General features: G+C 40.7%; 19 protein-coding genes. 8 read left to right on the top strand and 11 right to left on the bottom strand.

The window, feature by feature from the left end:
* Positions 1-14 precede the first annotated feature (14 nt).
* Both Len3610_RS02990 and Len3610_RS02985 read left to right on the top strand, forming a co-directional pair.
* A complete protein-coding gene (locus Len3610_RS02990; RefSeq protein ID WP_176446649.1) occupies positions 15-1,100 on the top strand; it encodes a DUF3231 family protein in 1,086 nt (361 codons plus the stop codon).
* Positions 1,101-2,096 carry a DUF3231 family protein gene (locus Len3610_RS02985; protein ID WP_176446648.1) on the top strand — a complete coding sequence of 332 codons (996 nt, stop codon included), beginning with the start codon at positions 1,101-1,103 and terminating at the stop codon, positions 2,094-2,096.
* A gap of 71 nt (positions 2,097-2,167) precedes the next feature.
* Here the strand turns inward: Len3610_RS02985 and Len3610_RS02980 are convergent, their stop codons facing one another.
* The 5 genes from Len3610_RS02980 to Len3610_RS02960 form a co-directional block, all read right to left on the bottom strand.
* Complete coding sequence (locus tag Len3610_RS02980; protein ID WP_176446647.1) at positions 2,168-3,055, bottom strand: GNAT family N-acetyltransferase; 888 nt, start codon at positions 3,053-3,055, stop codon at positions 2,168-2,170.
* Between the two features lie 149 nt (positions 3,056-3,204).
* Complete coding sequence (locus tag Len3610_RS02975) at positions 3,205-3,561, bottom strand: MmcQ/YjbR family DNA-binding protein (RefSeq protein ID WP_176446646.1); 357 nt, start codon at positions 3,559-3,561, stop codon at positions 3,205-3,207.
* Positions 3,562-3,773: 212 nt separating this feature from the next.
* Entirely contained in the window at positions 3,774-4,064 is a 291-nt protein-coding gene (locus tag Len3610_RS02970; protein WP_176446645.1) for a hypothetical protein, read from the bottom strand.
* A gap of 137 nt (positions 4,065-4,201) precedes the next feature.
* The gene (locus tag Len3610_RS02965) at positions 4,202-5,368 is read right to left on the bottom strand and encodes an RNA-guided endonuclease InsQ/TnpB family protein (RefSeq protein ID WP_255259761.1); all 1,167 of its coding nucleotides are present in this window, start codon (positions 5,366-5,368) and stop codon (positions 4,202-4,204) included.
* 284 nt (positions 5,369-5,652) lie between these two features.
* Complete coding sequence (locus Len3610_RS02960; RefSeq protein WP_176446644.1) at positions 5,653-6,231, bottom strand: O-methyltransferase; 579 nt, start codon at positions 6,229-6,231, stop codon at positions 5,653-5,655.
* A 396-nt stretch (positions 6,232-6,627) separates the two neighbouring features.
* Here Len3610_RS02960 and Len3610_RS02955 point away from each other — a divergent pair, with 396 nt between their 5' ends.
* The 3 genes from Len3610_RS02955 to Len3610_RS21430 all read left to right on the top strand — a co-directional run bounded on the left by Len3610_RS02955 (position 6,628) and on the right by Len3610_RS21430 (position 8,360).
* Positions 6,628-7,194 (top strand): sigma-70 family RNA polymerase sigma factor, encoded by a 567-nt coding sequence (locus Len3610_RS02955; protein WP_176446643.1) that lies wholly within the window; start codon positions 6,628-6,630, stop codon positions 7,192-7,194.
* A gap of 49 nt (positions 7,195-7,243) precedes the next feature.
* Complete coding sequence (locus Len3610_RS20515) at positions 7,244-7,543, top strand: hypothetical protein (RefSeq protein WP_255259760.1); 300 nt, start codon at positions 7,244-7,246, stop codon at positions 7,541-7,543.
* A 97-nt stretch (positions 7,544-7,640) separates the two neighbouring features.
* Complete coding sequence (locus Len3610_RS21430; RefSeq protein ID WP_303699929.1) at positions 7,641-8,360, top strand: DnaD domain-containing protein; 720 nt, start codon at positions 7,641-7,643, stop codon at positions 8,358-8,360.
* Between the two features lie 260 nt (positions 8,361-8,620).
* On the opposite strand, the gene Len3610_RS02945 is transcribed toward Len3610_RS21430, so the two are convergent.
* The 6 genes from Len3610_RS02945 to Len3610_RS02925 all read right to left on the bottom strand — a co-directional run bounded on the left by Len3610_RS02945 (position 8,621) and on the right by Len3610_RS02925 (position 13,498).
* The gene (locus Len3610_RS02945) at positions 8,621-9,730 is read right to left on the bottom strand and encodes a glycerol dehydrogenase (protein WP_176446642.1); all 1,110 of its coding nucleotides are present in this window, start codon (positions 9,728-9,730) and stop codon (positions 8,621-8,623) included.
* Between the two features lie 707 nt (positions 9,731-10,437).
* Positions 10,438-10,680, bottom strand: a complete 243-nt coding sequence (locus Len3610_RS02940; protein ID WP_176446641.1) for a hypothetical protein — start codon at positions 10,678-10,680, stop codon at positions 10,438-10,440.
* Between the two features lie 612 nt (positions 10,681-11,292).
* Positions 11,293-11,520, bottom strand: coding sequence for an IS110 family transposase (locus Len3610_RS20500; protein ID WP_255259759.1), 228 nt, complete (start codon positions 11,518-11,520; stop codon positions 11,293-11,295).
* Positions 11,521-11,869: 349 nt separating this feature from the next.
* Positions 11,870-12,385 carry an IS110 family transposase gene (locus tag Len3610_RS20495; protein ID WP_255259758.1) on the bottom strand — a complete coding sequence of 172 codons (516 nt, stop codon included), beginning with the start codon at positions 12,383-12,385 and terminating at the stop codon, positions 11,870-11,872.
* A gap of 224 nt (positions 12,386-12,609) precedes the next feature.
* Entirely contained in the window at positions 12,610-13,011 is a 402-nt protein-coding gene (locus Len3610_RS02930; protein ID WP_176446640.1) for a hypothetical protein, read from the bottom strand.
* 4 nt (positions 13,012-13,015) lie between these two features.
* Complete coding sequence (locus Len3610_RS02925) at positions 13,016-13,498, bottom strand: LAGLIDADG family homing endonuclease (protein WP_176446639.1); 483 nt, start codon at positions 13,496-13,498, stop codon at positions 13,016-13,018.
* A gap of 213 nt (positions 13,499-13,711) precedes the next feature.
* Between Len3610_RS02925 and Len3610_RS20250 the strand changes: the two genes are divergently transcribed.
* The 3 genes from Len3610_RS20250 (at position 13,712) to dcm (ending at position 16,579) form a co-directional block, all read left to right on the top strand.
* Entirely contained in the window at positions 13,712-14,140 is a 429-nt protein-coding gene (locus tag Len3610_RS20250; protein ID WP_217994054.1) for a helix-turn-helix domain-containing protein, read from the top strand.
* Positions 14,141-14,162: 22 nt separating this feature from the next.
* Positions 14,163-14,750, top strand: a complete 588-nt coding sequence (locus tag Len3610_RS20245) for an IS30 family transposase (RefSeq protein WP_217994053.1) — start codon at positions 14,163-14,165, stop codon at positions 14,748-14,750.
* A 569-nt stretch (positions 14,751-15,319) separates the two neighbouring features.
* On the top strand, positions 15,320-16,579 hold the full coding sequence (gene dcm / locus Len3610_RS02915) for a DNA (cytosine-5-)-methyltransferase (protein ID WP_176446638.1): 1,260 nt from the start codon (positions 15,320-15,322) through the stop codon (positions 16,577-16,579).
* The last annotated feature ends 16 nt before the right edge of the window (positions 16,580-16,595 follow it).

Here is a 16,595-nt window from a genome sequence, read left to right as displayed (position 1 = left end):
ACGATGTGGATTGTATGCAGGAAAAAAAGCCGCAAATGGGAAGTATTATTAGGGAGCATTGTTCTAACGAATTGGTGGAATGGAGTGATCGGATGACGAATCATGATACGCGTATAACGTCTGCGGAAATGGCTGGTCTTTGGGGGCAATATATGAACGATACAGCAGCCGTATGTGTTTTATCATATTTTATGACCAAAGTGAAGGACGAGCAAATTCGTTCTGTTCTTGAACTGGCTTTATCCTCCTCTGAAGAACATATCCAGTACTTGAAGGGACTTTTTGAGCAAGAAGGATTTCCAACACCTGCCGGATTCACGAAACAAGATGTCCAATTGGATGCCCGTCCCTTGTTTTCTGATGCATTTTACCCGCAGTATCTAAAGTTAATGTCTGTCCTTGGCATGAGTGCAAGTACCCTTGCATTAGGACTTGCATCACGGTCTGATCTCGTCATCTTTCATAAAAAAGTCCTTTCAGAAGCAGTCCATTTACAAAAGGTCGTTTCGGACGTGCTATTGGATAAGGGGCTTTATGTTCGCCATCCTTATATCTCAACGCCGACTGATGTTGATTTTGTCACAAAACAATCCTTTTTGGGAAACGTTATGGGTGGGAAAAGACCGTTAACTGCGGTTGAAATTTCGAATCTCAGGCTTAATATCGAGACAAATTTAATCGGGAAAGAAATGATGATGGCGTTTGCTCAGGTTGCCAGGAGAAAAGAAGTAAAAGATTATCTTATCCGCGGAAAACAAATTTCCACTAAACATATAACTGTTTTCAGCGACATCTTATTGGATAATGACATTCCGGCTGCTATGACATGGGATGCAACGCCTACCGCATCAACTGACCAGACCTTTTCAGACAAATTAATTATGTTCCATGTATCCGCCATGGCTGCTGCCGGGGTTGGGAATTACGGGTCCGCGATCGCCGCAAGTCCAAGGAAAGACATTAGTTTAAAATACTCGCGGCTGTTAACGGAAATTTGGCTTTATGCGGAAGACGGTGCCAACATCATGATTGACCATGGCTGGCTTGAGAAAGCACCGCAAACGCCTGATCGCAATCAGTTAGCAAGGGGTGAATCGTAAATGGGAAACCATAAAACGCGCTTAACATCAGCTGAAATGTCCGGGTTATGGACGCAATACATGACAGATAGCGCCTCAACCCATGTATTACCTTACTTTTTAGCTCATATGAAGGATGACGCTATACGTCCTGTCGTTGAGAAAAGTCTGCAAATTGCAGAAGGAAATCTTTCATTTCTGGCGACTTTATTTGAAGGTGAAAATTTTCCGATACCTGTCGGGTTTACTCAGGAAGACGCGGATACACATACACCCCGTTTATTTTCGGACATGTTCTGTCTTGCTTATTTAAAGTATATGACGGTTGCTCAAATGACGGCAAGTACGTTAGCCATAGGACTTAGCACGCGTTCAGACGTGGTTAATTTTCATGATAATACGCTGATGGAAACAGTTCAATTACATGAAACCATCAAGAATGTGCAATTGGACAAAGGTATTTATATTCGTCCGCCATATATTCCCATGCCAGCTGAGACAGAATTTGTAACAGATCAGCGTTTTTTAGGAACCGTTATAGGTCATCAACGCCCGGTAACGACTGCTGAAATCGCTCACATGTACGTGAACATGGAAACCAATATTATTGGCAAAGATATGATGATGGCATTTGCGCAGGTAGCTGAGAATAAGAAATTAAGACACTATTTCACACGTGGGAAAAACATGGCTAATAAGCATACGAAACAATTGAGCAAGCTGTTTTTAGAAAACGACCTCCCAGCCCCTATGCCATGGGATGTCCCCATAACGGATTCCAAAGTGGCTCCGTTTTCCGACAAGTTGATGTTATTTCTGGTATCTGCCTGGTCTGCAACAGGTGTTTCAAAATATGGGCTGGCGATGGGAGCAAGCCCAAGAAAAGATATCGGTATAAAATATGGCCTTCTATTAGCGGCTGTCACACTTTTTGCAGAGGATGGGGAAAATCTCATGATCGATAATGGTTGGCTAGAGGAACCCCCTCAGGCTCCTGATCATACGAAACACCGATGAAGGGTCAAAATTCTAAAGGACAAAAAAACCGTTTATTTAAAAAGGGCATGACAAATAAAAAAGCGCAATTCTTATTCCATTCCTGCGTCCTGTAATTTAAAAAGATAACTTAGTAAAATAGCTTTCGGTTTAAAACCAGCTTTCATATAAACATGATTGGCCTGACTATTTGTATTATCTACAGTCAAGGTAATGTCACTAATTTGCGGATATGAAAACATTTCTGTCAATGCTTCCTTTAAGATCATCGTACCTAAACCTTTATTTTGGAATCCTTTCGAAATACCAATGTATTCCAGGGAAGCCTCTTTCATTTCAGTATCAATTTCAAAGTATGCATAACCTTGCAACGCGTCAGATTCCGTTTTAAGCACTTTTAAGACATTTTCATTACTAAGTCTCTCTTTAATTGCTTTTGCATCGTAGTACGTATCCGGAAACGTTTTATTATGTAATTCTTCAAATGCTTGAAAATCACTTTGTACAAACGAAGTACTTTGTATCTCGCTGACTCTGTCAACGTCTTGTTCTTTAATTTCCAGGTTCAGGTGTTCGCCTGTCTTTTTTGCTTTTATTTCATGCATAAATAGTTGTTGCTGTACGTTTTCTTGATTGATAAAAAAATAAAATGATCGAACTGTTGGATTCGCATTTAATAACTGATTCCATAGTTCATATTGCAGCTTAACAGAGGTAGTCTGATTAAACGGTCCCCACACTTCCGCAGTTGATTCGTCTATGTCCAAGCCAATAGCTGCTAAGATCTTTCCTGCATTATTTCTTCCAATAAAAAAATTAACATCACCATCATCACCGGTAAAGTCCTCTTTCAATGTCCGGTAAATTTCCTCTGGCTTTTCACCACAATAACCAATGTTATATTTCTTTTGTTTGTTGATTTCAGATAAAAAATGAGATAACTCCGCAAGATCTTCCGCTTTTTCTATGGTTGCATCCATATGTATCACCACACTTTAATGGTTATTATAATTTTCTTCACTTAACTTTTGCAGACCATACGCTTTAATTGCCTTAGCAGCCCTCTTTTGCATAACCCGCCCCCCAATATTGGCGAGCTATCCAATAGCCTGCTTCTATCTCTTTATTTTTACCTGGTTAAATTAAAGCTTTGTTCAATTAAGTTATAAATCTCTCCTTTTGAATCGGTACGTTCTAAAACAAGTGTGATCCAATGTTCCTTATTCATGTGATATGCAGGTAAAATATCTCGTTCGTTCCTCAAAATATCATTTAATTCGGGCGGACATTTTAAATTTAGAATATCGATTTCTATTTTTCCAACTAATCCTAATTTCTCTGGAAGGACATTCATCACAAGACCATACCATTTTCCGTTAGATGTATGTCTCAAAGCAGCATAGTTTGGAAACTTCCTAAACGGGTAATCGGGCAATGTACCGTAGTTTTCTTTGACGTGCTTAAAGATATCTTCTCTTGTTAACATATTGAATAATTCCTCCAACTACTAAACAAATTCCCTACTAAATAACCTGCTCCGATTCCTTTTGGCAGTCCAAGCATTTGATCACCGCCATAAAATAATTCGCATATTGGAATTATATATTCTCTTTAATCAAATAACACGTTTAATAGGTAAGGACGCGGTTCATATATTCCAGCTTTGTGCCCATTAGTTGAGGGGAAACACAAGAATGTCTAAAGGGGTATCTTAAAAATCTTGCCTTTTCTTGTCATCAAATGATTATCACTATTACTTTCATAACTTCCTATTTCAACACCTAAACGACTGTACAGCGAAAATGATTTTGGATGACTTGATTTTAAATAAATTGCTTTATACTCTTTTAATTTATAATAAGGCATAATTACTTTTTTTAACCACCTTTCACCGTTTCCTCTTCCTTCTTGGGAAATATGAAAATAGTTAAATATTAGTACTTCATTTATATTTTCATTTACTAAAATAGGCTGTGTGAACCTCTCCATCTAAATCACAGATTTTGATGGAGCTTCCCAATTCACAGACGATTGCTTTGTTCTATTGAACCGAGTCTTACATCATCTCCAAGGGCTTCGTTTATACTGATCGGACAGGACCTTGCCCTACAGTCGGAACAATCGATTTATGCAGTTGGACTGAGATTCAAAAGAGCCAGTCCACCTTTTTCAATATTGATGGCAGCATTATGATCGCGGTCAAGAACGATTCCGCATGACTTGCATACATGCGTACGAACGGACAAAGACTTTTTCACACGCGTCTCACAGCCGGAACAGTCTTGAGTGGTATAATGCGGTTTAACACTTATGAGTTCTCCACCATTGTTTTTACATTTGTATTTGAGCATATGACAAAAAGTACCCCAGCCAGCGTCATGAATCGACTTTGCCAAATGACGGTTTTTCACTATATTTCGGATGGTCAGGTCTTCCACAAAAACAAATTTATACGTTTTTGAAAGGCGAAAACTTAGCTTATGGAGGAAGTCACGGCGCTGGTTCGCAATTTTTATGTGCAGCTGCTGAACCTTTTGAAGCTGTTTCTTCCAGTTACTTGAGCCTTTTTTCATACGGGAGAGTTTCTTTTGCGCTCGCCGCAGTTTCTTTTCTTCTTTCAGGAGAAACTTCGGGTTTTCGACTGTCGTCCCATCGGATAGGACGGCAAACTTTTGAATGCCCACATCAACGCCTGTTGATTGAACAGGGAACTCGGCCATTTCGTTTACGTGCCTTTCGACGCTGAATATCGCAAACCAACGGCTGCCCTGACGTTTGATGGTGACTTGTTTCACCTTTCCTTCCAATGGGCGGTGAAAGTTCACATACACTGCTCCGAGCTTTGAAATAAGGAGATGATTGTTTTCGTCTAACGAAGCAGCGTAGCGCACATCACGTCGTTTGACTTCACCGGTTGTCTTGGATTTTACATGACGTTTTTCGCCCCCAAATTGTGTAAATGTCAGTGAGTTATAATCTTTGTGTTTTTTTATTTTTTGGATAACGTGCACGCCCTTCAAAGAAGTTCTTGTACGCTCGTCCAGACGGAAGAATACCTCTTGCAAAGGCTGTGACGGTATTGTTTTAAGAAACGGGATCTTTTGTTTATCCGCTTTCTGCTGTTTTTGTAATTGCGTTCGGGATAATCCTGTCTGGTTCTTTTGGTAAAAACGCTGTTTATCCAGAAGGGCGGAATTGTACTGTTGACGACAAATCGATAGCCAGCTATCTAATGTTTGCATCTGTTCTTCGTTTGGAAACATCTCATATTTATAATTCATGCGCACCAGCATTTGTTGTCACCGCCCGAACGTTTACTTTATTGTCATTTTACCAAACAAATGTTCTTGTGTATAGGATTTTTATTTTTTTATAACCATTAAGCAAAGCACCGATTCATCCCCCACTAAATCACAGATTTTGAAGGGGACTTCTCGGCGAATCTGTTAAATCTTAGCTTACAACTTCATTAGGATTTCGGTTTAAAAAAATAAAAATCCGATGAGCCAATAAAGACGCAGCCTTATTCCGGATTCGCGCCCAAGTGCATACAATTTATTGAATACATTGGTCTATACTATTTTTTAGTCGCAATAATTAATCCGGTTGACCAATTGAGTCTTGTAATGGATAACTCATTTTTTGTATCCAAATAGGCAATAAAGTCTTTTATTTTTTCACCGTGTTCTTCGGGCCAATCCTTTTGCGGGAGTAAATCATCAACTATATAGAATCCACCTTTATTTAATAATTGCAGTGTTTCATCTAACGTATTAAGTTTACCAGGCCAAGTATCAGCGAAGATAAAATCAAATGTTTGACCGGACATTGAATTAATAAAATCCTTACCGTCACCCGTAACAAATTCAACTCGAGGGTCCTTGCCTAAATGCTTTTTAGCAATTTGATGTAACGTTCCATCCAATTCTACCGTGGTTAACCTTGACTCTTTGTCCATTCCTTCTAGGATCCAACTTGTGGAATAGCCTGCACCTGTACCTAATTCTAAAAATCGACTGTTCCTTTTAGACGCAGCCAATGTTCTCAATAATGCTGCAGTCTCATTGTCACAAGACATCGTGAAATCAGCATCTCTTACTTCCCTTTGAATTTTCTCTGCTGCATTTGGTATTTCTATAACATTTGCACGAAACATGATTTCGCCTCAACCCTCCCTGATACTAGGATACAAAGTATTGGACTCTATCCATTTTTTAATAGCATAACATAACTATTTAGAAAGATTCTTCCGCAAACCGGCACTTCCAAGCTATTAAACAATCTGGTATATTATTTTTAATTGCAATTGAAGATGCTCCCTTTCAAGAACATTCGTCTTTAATAACGTAGTTGGAATCACCTTCATACTGGGATTTTGATACGTATACAGCCTTCCAGTTAAATTTCTATCAGTATACCAAAAAAACTGAAAATGGCAAATAATATTCTTCCAAGAAAAAATAAAAAAATTTCCCTCAATCATGCCCCCTTTTCCACATTTCTTTCGATTATAGGGGTAGAAGGACCATCCAAATTGTAAAGGAGCTATCACATGGAGAAAAAACTGACGTTTGAAGAGATTTTCGAACAAAACGAGCTGCGGATTCATTATCAGATTCACAAGATGCATATCCACGATCCGCATCAGGAATTTTTTCAGGAAGGATTAGTCGCTTTGTGGAATGCCTATGAAACCTATCAGCCGGATAAAGGCCCGATGGCTACGTACTTCAATTATATGATACGGAACCGCCTGATTGACCGCATGCGCCGCAACAACCGGCAACATGAGATCCAGCAACAGGCTGCGCATGAACAAAGAACACAACTCACAGACGGTAATTACCACTGCTCTGCAGACGGCCCCCGTTCAATTGCAGCCAATCAGTCTTTACCATTGAATGACGCTGGTTTTTGGAAACATATCCAACCCCAGTTAACGGATAAACAATGGAAATGGGTTGATTATGCTATTATTCAGGAGATGCCTTACAAAACAATCGCCCAACAAGAAAACACGACGGTTGAGGCGGTAAAGAGCTGGGGACGGCAAGTAAAGAAAAAATTGAAAAAACCGTACTTCCGTGAATTGCTGTCGTTCGAAGGGTATGACGTATAACCGGCGGACGTCCACAGTACTATTAAAATATCGAATAAGGAGACATTCAGTGAACTATTTAAAAGAATTGAACGCATTTTACCAGCAAATTATTTTTAATCCGCTTTCGGGCTCAGCCGTTGCGCTCTGGAATACATTGATGCATTTCAACAATCTATGCGGCTGGCAGGAGGGCTTTTCCGTCCCTGCCTCGGTCATTGAGCTGAAATCCGGCATAAAAGGAACTTCCTTCAAACGCGCCCGCAGCGAACTGCAGGAAAAAGGCTACATAACCGTTACATCCAGAGACGGCCAACCAGGCAGCCGTCTATCAAATGATTTCGCAAGTCAAACCAATGTACCAGGTTGATAGCATCCCGCAAGCCAGGCAACAGCAGCCCGTGAATGTTCAAACCATCCAGATGCAACCCGAACAGCCCTCCAGCGACGTAAAACAGGAAGCGGTAATGTCTGATACATACACAAGCACCACCCAACAGCCCGCAAGTGAACCAACGGAACAGCAAATGGCAGGCCAACATACAGACTACATACAGGAAAGCAACACCACTCACAATATGAACCATACTCCCGACAACAACCCGGACCAGTGTATGGACCAGTCGACGGTCGGCAATACGGACTACAAAGCGGACCACAGTACGGTCCCATTAATTAAACAAAATACAGACAAAACGAAACATGAAAATAAAACAAAACATAAACCAACAACAACGACAACGTCAGATGCTATCCGGTTTTACCAGGAAAATTTTGGCGTGGTCAGTTCCTATGTGGCTGAAGACATCACCAACTGGATCACTGACCTTGGCGACCCACTTATTCTTGATGCCATGAAACGCGCTCTGGAGCAAAATAAAGCCACCTGGCGTTATGTGAAAGGCATCCTTAAAGCTTGGACAAGAAAAGGCATAACGACCGTTGAACAAGCCGCTGCCGACGAAACAGCATTCCGCAACCAGCAAAATTCTAAATCGACTCAATCCGCCACAACCACAGGTGACGTTGTACCCGAATGGTTCAAAGAGCGCAAACAGAAACAGGCATTGGAAGAGAAGCGAAAACAGCAGGAGAGAGCGAAGACTTATTTGCCTGGTTCCGCGGAAAGGGAAGAGTTTGAGCGATTATTGGCGGAGTATTCGGAAAGGAACGTCGGAGCTGGTTAGGGGTTTCTATAAAGGGGGGGTATTCTCGGTGAGCTAATAATAAGCGAAACGTCAATCAGTTGGGATTTTCTCTCTCACCCCTACTGAAAAAAAGCACAAAGGTTAAGTCCTCAGGCATGATAAATATTGCTTCACACGAGATGTACCGTGGAAGCAGTTTACACGATATTTTGTTAAAAACAAAAATAAGCGTGGTCCCTCCACCAATGATGATGGATTCCACGCTTACCTTATACCGGATTTTGACCCGGCCTATATCGTTATTTATTGTGTTTTTCCTTATAAGCTTTTGCATAGCGATCGGCTGCATAAATGGCATCGGCGACATCGTCTGCTGTGACATTGAAAGCTTGATGGATCGTTTCACCTTCAGTGGTTGCTGCTTCGGCTACTTTCATGATGTCGTCGCGTGAGACGTCTTTCAACTTGATATCCTCCAGTGTTACCGGCAAGCCAAGGCTTGTATACAGTTCAATGTAGCGCTCAATCTCTTTTAAATCATGTTTTTCGAGCGCGAGTTGAACAAGTGTGCCGAACGCGACTTTTTCACCATGTGTCATATTATGGATGTCACCGTGTAAAGCTGTGAAGCCATTGTGGATGGCGTGTGCTGCCCCAAGACCACCGCTTTCAAAGCCTAAACCGCTGAGGAGCGTATTGGCTTCCACAACCGATTCAAGCGCTGGTGTTACGGTTTTGGCTTGTACGGATTCATAAGCCAGATTGGCATATTTGAAAAGCGTTTCTTCACATTTTTCAGCAATCGCTTGTCCAGCAATCGTTGTGCTGCCACCTGCCATTGTGTCGCCACCAGCCTGGATGACACTCCGGGCCTCAACCCATGTTGCCAGAGCATCGGCAATCCCTGAAGTCAGAAAACGCGGTGGTGCGTCTGCAACAATTTTTGTATCAATTACAACGAGATCCGGATTTTTATTGTAGAAACGATAACCTTCAAAGACCCCGTCATCCGAATAAACGACAGATAGCGCACTTGTTGGCGCGTCAGTTGATGCAGTTGTTGGGACAATGACGGTATAGCCATTCAGCTCATCTGATACAGCTTTAGCGGTATCGAGCGTCTTACCACCGCCGACACCAATAACAACGGACGCATTCGCTTTGTTTGCAACCTCCGTAATCCGGTTAATTTCTTGCTTGGAAGCTTCACCGTTAAAAATAACTTCCTCGGCTTTTATGTTTTCCTGCTTAAGCTGCTTGACGACATCATTACCGGCAATGTCCCAAACCGTTTCATCCGCTATGACAACGCTTTGATCACCAAGGTCTTTCACGTATTCGCCGATATTTTGGATGACGTTTTTCCCCTGAACATATTTGGCAGGGCTTATAAATATGCGTTCACTCATGCTGCAACACTCCTTTTATATGTGTGAAAATTATTCCCTGTTTAACTGGATTAATACGCCCGCTTCCAAATTGTGAGCGGGGGTAAACAGTTATTAAACATCGAATGGGCTAGATGTATAAAGTACCTCAATATCACACCGGAGACTATAGCATTTGCTCCTCCCTTCTTCAGCAAGGGGAAGCTGTCCCGGATAATGGTGACTCGTTTTATATATTCCCAAATGAAGGGGAAATAACACATGGGTGCTAAGTATTAAAGAAAAAAGATGTTCTTTGGATTCATATATTTATAAGAATCTGACCATAAAAAGATATTAATGCGAATGTCTATTAAACCGTATCGTTCCATTGGATGGTTTTGTGAAATTGGAGATCTTTCAATTTTTTCTTAACCTGCTGTCCCCAGCTTTTGACGGCATCAACGGTTGTGTTTTCCTGTTTTGCGATGTCTTTGTAGGGCTTGTCCTGAATAATGTGGTATGCCCCATTTCCAATGATTGTCGGTCACTTGAGATTTTAAATACTTCCAAAAGTTGGGATCGTTCATTGGGGAGTGGAATTCATCAATGTTACGGCTGGTTGATAAATCATCCGGAGACGAATTACAGATTTGATTACCATTTCCTTGCCATGCGCATGCATCCAGGATCACCATATTAATACTTTGATTTATAAGAAAAGCAGCCCGCTTTGGACTGCCCTAAGTTCATGCCTGATTGACTGATTTTTTGATCCTGTAAATATCCGTTTCATTGTCAAACGTTTTCTTAGCAAGCAAATCGACACCGTCTTGCAGTCTTGCGATATTTTCATCCATATTATCAAACCGCTTATCTACTTCCTTGAATCTGGTATTCATCTCATCTTGCATTTTTGCAAAGCCGTCATTCATCTGATCGTGCAGTTCCTTTATGGCTTGCATTATCTGCTCATTTTGCTCGTTCGTCATGGTACACCCTCTCCTCCCAGTTTCATTCCTCCCTCAATATATTTCGATTATCTTAAAATATCGTTGTTTTTCTCCGATTTCCTCTTACTGATATCGAAGCTATTCGGTAAAGTCAAGGAAAATACCGCCAATATTGGATTAATATGGAAGTATACCATTTAGCCTAATAAGCTTGGTACCTTATTTTCCAAAAATAGGAAATAATATAATCGCACTTTGGATCTCCACATTGAACATGGTGGTGGACCCTCCCATTTATCTCGGCGTCATGTGCGCGTACATTCCTTCGTTCGACCTTACCATGTGTGGATGCCGGAAATGCTTTTTAAGTGGGTCTATGCCCTAATGGAGGTAATATCGACCGGCTAATCCGTGCTTCGATTGTATAGACATAAATCTGTAAACGTAATTATTTCTGTGTGTATAAGCGACTTCCTGTAAAGGTTTCAATTGAGATGTCCTCAAACATACGTGTTCATCAAATGAGCAATTGCGTGTACCTATCACAAAAATATCTTGATCAACTTCCCGACTAAGAGCCACGTAGGGATTGCTTTCCCTGTAGTGTTTGCTCGGTTTTTAATAATATGATGCAGTTCTTTAAATCCTTCATTATGAATCGATAAGGGCGCGCAACTTGGTATATAACAGGATCTTAACCGAACGGCGGCCACGCTTCGTGATCGTCGTCTGTCCTTTGAAATATCCGGATTGGTTCATCTGAAGGTTGAGTCCCGCTAACTTAATAATTTGGCGTGGATCTCGATAGTTGGATAAATCCCCGACTTCCGCGAAAAGACCAGCGACTGTAATCGTACTAACGCCCTTGATCGCTATCATTTGACTGGCTCCAGGAACCTGAAGAACAAGTTCTTCGAGTCGTGCTTCGTGAGCCTGGATGCGGCTCCTGTATAGCTGATATTGATCGATTAAATAAACGAATCTCCTGACGTGCCATCGTCAAACCAACTGTTAGCCCTACACTTGTTTCAGCTGCGTGTTTAAGCCTCTTGGATGCGCTTGATTCCAACGCCACGCTAGTTGCCTGTTTTACTTCACCCCATCAGTTTCCTCTTTCCGAACTTGATTGGAATGTCCTCTGGAAGATAGCCCTCTGAGAAGTGAAGAGCAGCTTTTCCGTCCAATCTTTAAATACGGTAGAAACTCTGGAAATAGCGGTCTAACGCATTTATGCATTTGTGCTTTGGATAGAGGAACAATCCTCCTGCATCATGTCATGAAGCTTCATGCCTTCCCGCAGTTCAGCATAGATGCCTTCAAGTAAGATTGGTTCATGATATCGACCAGCTCTCATTACCTGAGCGATAACTTTCGCATCTTTTGTATCATTTTTGGTTGGTGAATCATCATCCAATTCCTTCGTGCGTTTCACCTTCATGGGATTAACGACGACGGCATGTAGCTCCTGAGCCCTTAAATAATAAGCTAGATTCAGCCAATAATGGCCTGTTGGCTCCATTCCAAAAATAAAGTTGGATTTATTCGTTTCATCAGCAAGGTTCTGAGCCCATTTAAGCAATTGTTTAAATCCTGTAAAGGTATTCTCAAACACCAAACGTTTCGCTAAATCACGACCGCGGTCGTCAATGGCACGAGCTACATGTTTCTTTTTAGCCACATCGATACCGATAATAAGTGTTTTTTCTGTGATTTGTGCTAAGCGTTCATTTTGTGTAAAATCCATTGTAGGAGTCCTCCTTAGGTACTTAATTCGAGGTCATCGATGACACTCTCTATCGTACCAAGAGGGCTCTTTTTTTGTACAATCGATTCTACGTCCATTTTTCCTCAAATTTTTTCATTACAGGAATGCTTTTTCAACGTACAACTTGTTGTTAATGCGATTATAAACCTTCCCGCGACAAAAATCCAGTCGAGTGGGGGGCTAACCATACTTGATTCTACACTCTATTCCCCCGTCATTTCATGATAAATCTCATCAAACATAGCATTCATGACCGTTGCCTTAAAATCACTGTCTTCCATCATCTTCATGAAGAAATTCTCATTTTGCGACATGCGGTCAATGACGATATCCAAAAACGCTTCTTCATAACTGAATTTAAAATTGTCTTTCGTATTGACTTTTGCCTTTTGTGCCAAATCTTCATTATTTACAATGTCTTCTTTCACCTGTTCGTATGACAAACGATTAGTATCTGTGAATTCCGTGCCAAACCGATCGTTCAACCGCTCGATAATCGATGATAGACGCTCCATGTCCTCTTCAGGCGTTGAACCGGCCCCAAAGGAAGTTGGCTTCAATTTATGATCTTCTTCTGTATCAAGGGCGATACTTCCTTCAAACACTTTATCAACGTTCTCTCCTTTGCAACACTTCTCCAACTTTGATACCAAGGTGCGTTTCAAAAAGTTTTTTTATGTATATCAAATCCTCATAATTACCACTAATTGAGATTCTCCAGAATTCGCTACCACGTGATTGCGATTTGAAAAGTGTTCCTTTTGCTTCCATATAACCTCTTAAAAAATCTGAATCAGATTTAATTCGTACTTCTGCTGCTGATGAATCATAACCACTCTCCTTCAGTTTCCACAAAAATTCCTGGTCGGTAATTTGGATAACCTCTAGTATTTCATAGTTTTCTTTTTGCGAATTAGCCTCGTGATTTCTTGTATAATGATTATGTATAATACCGTAGTTTGTTAACTTAGATACTAATTTATCAGCAATTTCCTTATGTGTAGTGGAAAAGAAGACTGTTTCACGATTATTGATAATTTGTATGTAACCGTCACCATACAGTATACCCAGTAGATAGTTATTTAGCATCATTGGGACTCCTTTAAATTTACCTACTAAATTTATTGTACAATAATCGGTAACGTTCGTCTATTTTCCACCTCTTAAAAAAATAATGGTACAATAAGCCCGTATAAAATGGTTCATTGTAAAATGAAATGCAACAGCTAAATAAATAGAAAGCCATCGTGAAACCACGTATAATTAAGGTTGACTAAAACACAAAAGATACGGAGGTAATTCACGATGACTCAACCCTATTCTAACACGGAAGAACGTACATTTACACATTTAACAGAAATGGAAAGAGGACAAATAGCCGCCTATTTGGATGAAGGCGTTTCACTAAGGGAAATTGGCAGAAGAATGGGACGCGATGCGAGTACGATTTCACGTGAAAAGAACCGCGGAAGCGTACAGCAGATTGATACTAACTGCAAAACCTATACCACATACTACCCAGACGCCGGGGTCCGTGTTTACGAGGAAAACCGTGAGAATTGTTGTGGGCATTCTACTATGGCGGCTGCGCGGGATTTTATTGAGTTTGCAGAAGAAAAAATCCTGGGAGACGAATGGTCCCCTGATGTAATCGTGGGTATGCGAATAGGCAGAAGCAATTTGACTATGTCCTTCGACCGAAAGACATATTACAACTGGATAGACGAAGGTTAAGTTGTCGGTGATCAAATATGATTTGGGAGCTGAAAAACTCCGCCGCTCAACGAAGAAGACAAAACCCCGTAAAAATAAAAAACTTCTTGGGACGAGCATTGAAGAGCGCCCCGAATCCATAGATAACAGGGAGGAATTTGGTCACTGGGAAATTGACACCGTTCTGGGGCATAAATCTAAAGACGACGCTTTACTGACCCTGGTGGAAAGGAAGACACGTATGGAGATCATCAAGCGCATTCCTAGTAAAAGCGCCCCGGCTGTTACAGTGGGCTTAGAGGAAGTGATTGCGGCGTTTCCGGACAGCCAGCATGTTTTTCAAAGCATTACAGCGGACAATGGATCGGAATTCAGCGAACTGGCTGGTCAGGGCACAGAGAAGCAAATTGACGTTTATTTTGTCCATCCCTATGCTTCATGGGAGCGAGGGTCAAATGAACGCCACAATGGACTCATTCGGAGGTTTATCAAGAAAGGCCAGCCTGTCCGTACATACGCCGATGAAACAATAGACAAAGCAGCCGATTGGATGAATACGCTTCCCCGGAAAATATTAAATTATCAGACCCCAGCCGAAGCGTTCGCAAAATTTGTTGGTGTTGGGGCCTAGGCCCCAACACCAACAAATTACAGAAAACCTTACATAGTGGTTTCACGAAGGGTGTTGCATTTACTATTGCAATTTAGGGCCCGTATAAAATTAAAAAACTACCTTTTTATTATTTGTGAAAATGGTACTTGCGCGAAAACTACAGAATCCAGTTTGGTTAATATAGATTCGACACATCCTAATTCTCGATATTGGATTGAAGATGATGATGATGAATGATACAAGGCGGATTATATGAATTGAAGTTTCCCTACCAGGAATGACAGGGCTTTAAAAAACGCCCTGTTCCTTATTATTTTGTAAGAACAGATTATGGAGTAGCTTTAGGTTTATAATTAACGAAACCTCTCTCGCAATAATTGTTCAGTTATCGACACCTCCAATCACTTTGTCAACATTTTGTCCCAGCTATTCTATAAATCTTACTCATAGATTTCAACAAAGATTTTCTGATATGATAAAGTATACACTTCAATATTTAGCTTAAAAGAAATTTTTTCATCATTGATCTTCATCTTTTTATCAAAATAAGTTATAATGATAAAAAGAAGGCGAAAGGATGTTCGCAAATGAAGCGAGATAAAACTATTCGTGTTATGGAATTGTTTGCTGGAGTCGGTGGTTTCCGCCTCGGTTTAGAAAAAGCTAATAAAGACTTTTTTGATGTTTCTTGGGCTAATCAATGGGAACCAGCTCGAAAAACCCAGCATGCGTTTGATTGCTATGTAAAAAATTTTAAAGATGGTATCCATGTGAACGAGGACATAGCCACGATTCCAGACGAAGAAATTCAACAAGTAAAACCTGATTTAGTTGTAGGTGGATTTCCTTGTCAGGACTATTCTGTAGCTCGATCACTTTCCGGAGAAAAAGGGATTCAGGGAAAAAAAGGAGTTCTCTTTTGGGAAATAGAGAGAGTATTGGAAAATACACACCCTAAATATGTTCTACTAGAAAATGTTGATCGACTACTTAAATCACCATCTTCTCAAAGAGGTAGAGATTTCGCAGTAATGCTAGGAACTTTTAGAAATTTAAATTACACAGTTGAGTGGCGTGTAATAAATGCAGCAGAATATGGATTTGCTCAAAGGCGCAGAAGAGTGTTTCTTTTCGGCTACAAAAATGGGATCTCTTTTGATCAAGAACAGCGGACTTCAAACTTTAAGGATGTAGTATTTAAAGAAGGCTTTTTTGCAAAGGAATTCCCGGTATATTCAACCCCATACAAAGACAGAGAATCAATAACCAAAATACCTATTGATCGGGTTGAAATCTCCGACAACTTTGAATTTATATTTCACAATTCAGGAGTTATGAGAGATGGGGAAATATACACTGCCCATACTTCTCCGGTTGAAAAGAAAGCAACGCCTTTAAGAGATATATTAACTGACGAAGAGCTAGTTGATGAAAAATATTACTTATCGAAAGAAATCGAAGAAAAATTTGAGTATCTTAGAGGTTCAAAAAAAATAGAGCGCACTTCAGCCACTGGACATAAGTATTATTTCTCCGAGGGCGGTATGTCCCCTACTGACGACTTGGACAAGCCTGGCCGCACTATGTTAACTAGTGAAGGCACCACAAACCGCAGCACTCATATTGTGGAAGTAAACGGCAGAAAGAGATTCCTCACTCCTGTGGAATGCGAGAGACTCAACGGGTTCGAGGACAATTGGACTGCAGGAATGACAGATAGAATGAGATACTTTTGTATGGGTAACGCACTCATTGTAGGTTTAATTGAAAAGATGGGTAATAGAATCCAAGAAATTGATAGCGAAACAGTTACAAATGAGGAAGTACAATTGAACTTACATGTATAAGCTGACACTCAAGTGT

The organism is Lentibacillus sp. CBA3610 (assembly GCF_013373365.1).
Taxonomy (GTDB): Bacteria; Bacillota; Bacilli; order Bacillales; family Amphibacillaceae; genus Lentibacillus.
Note: the sequence above shows the minus strand (reverse complement) of the source record. Positions and strands in the feature narration are given on the sequence as shown.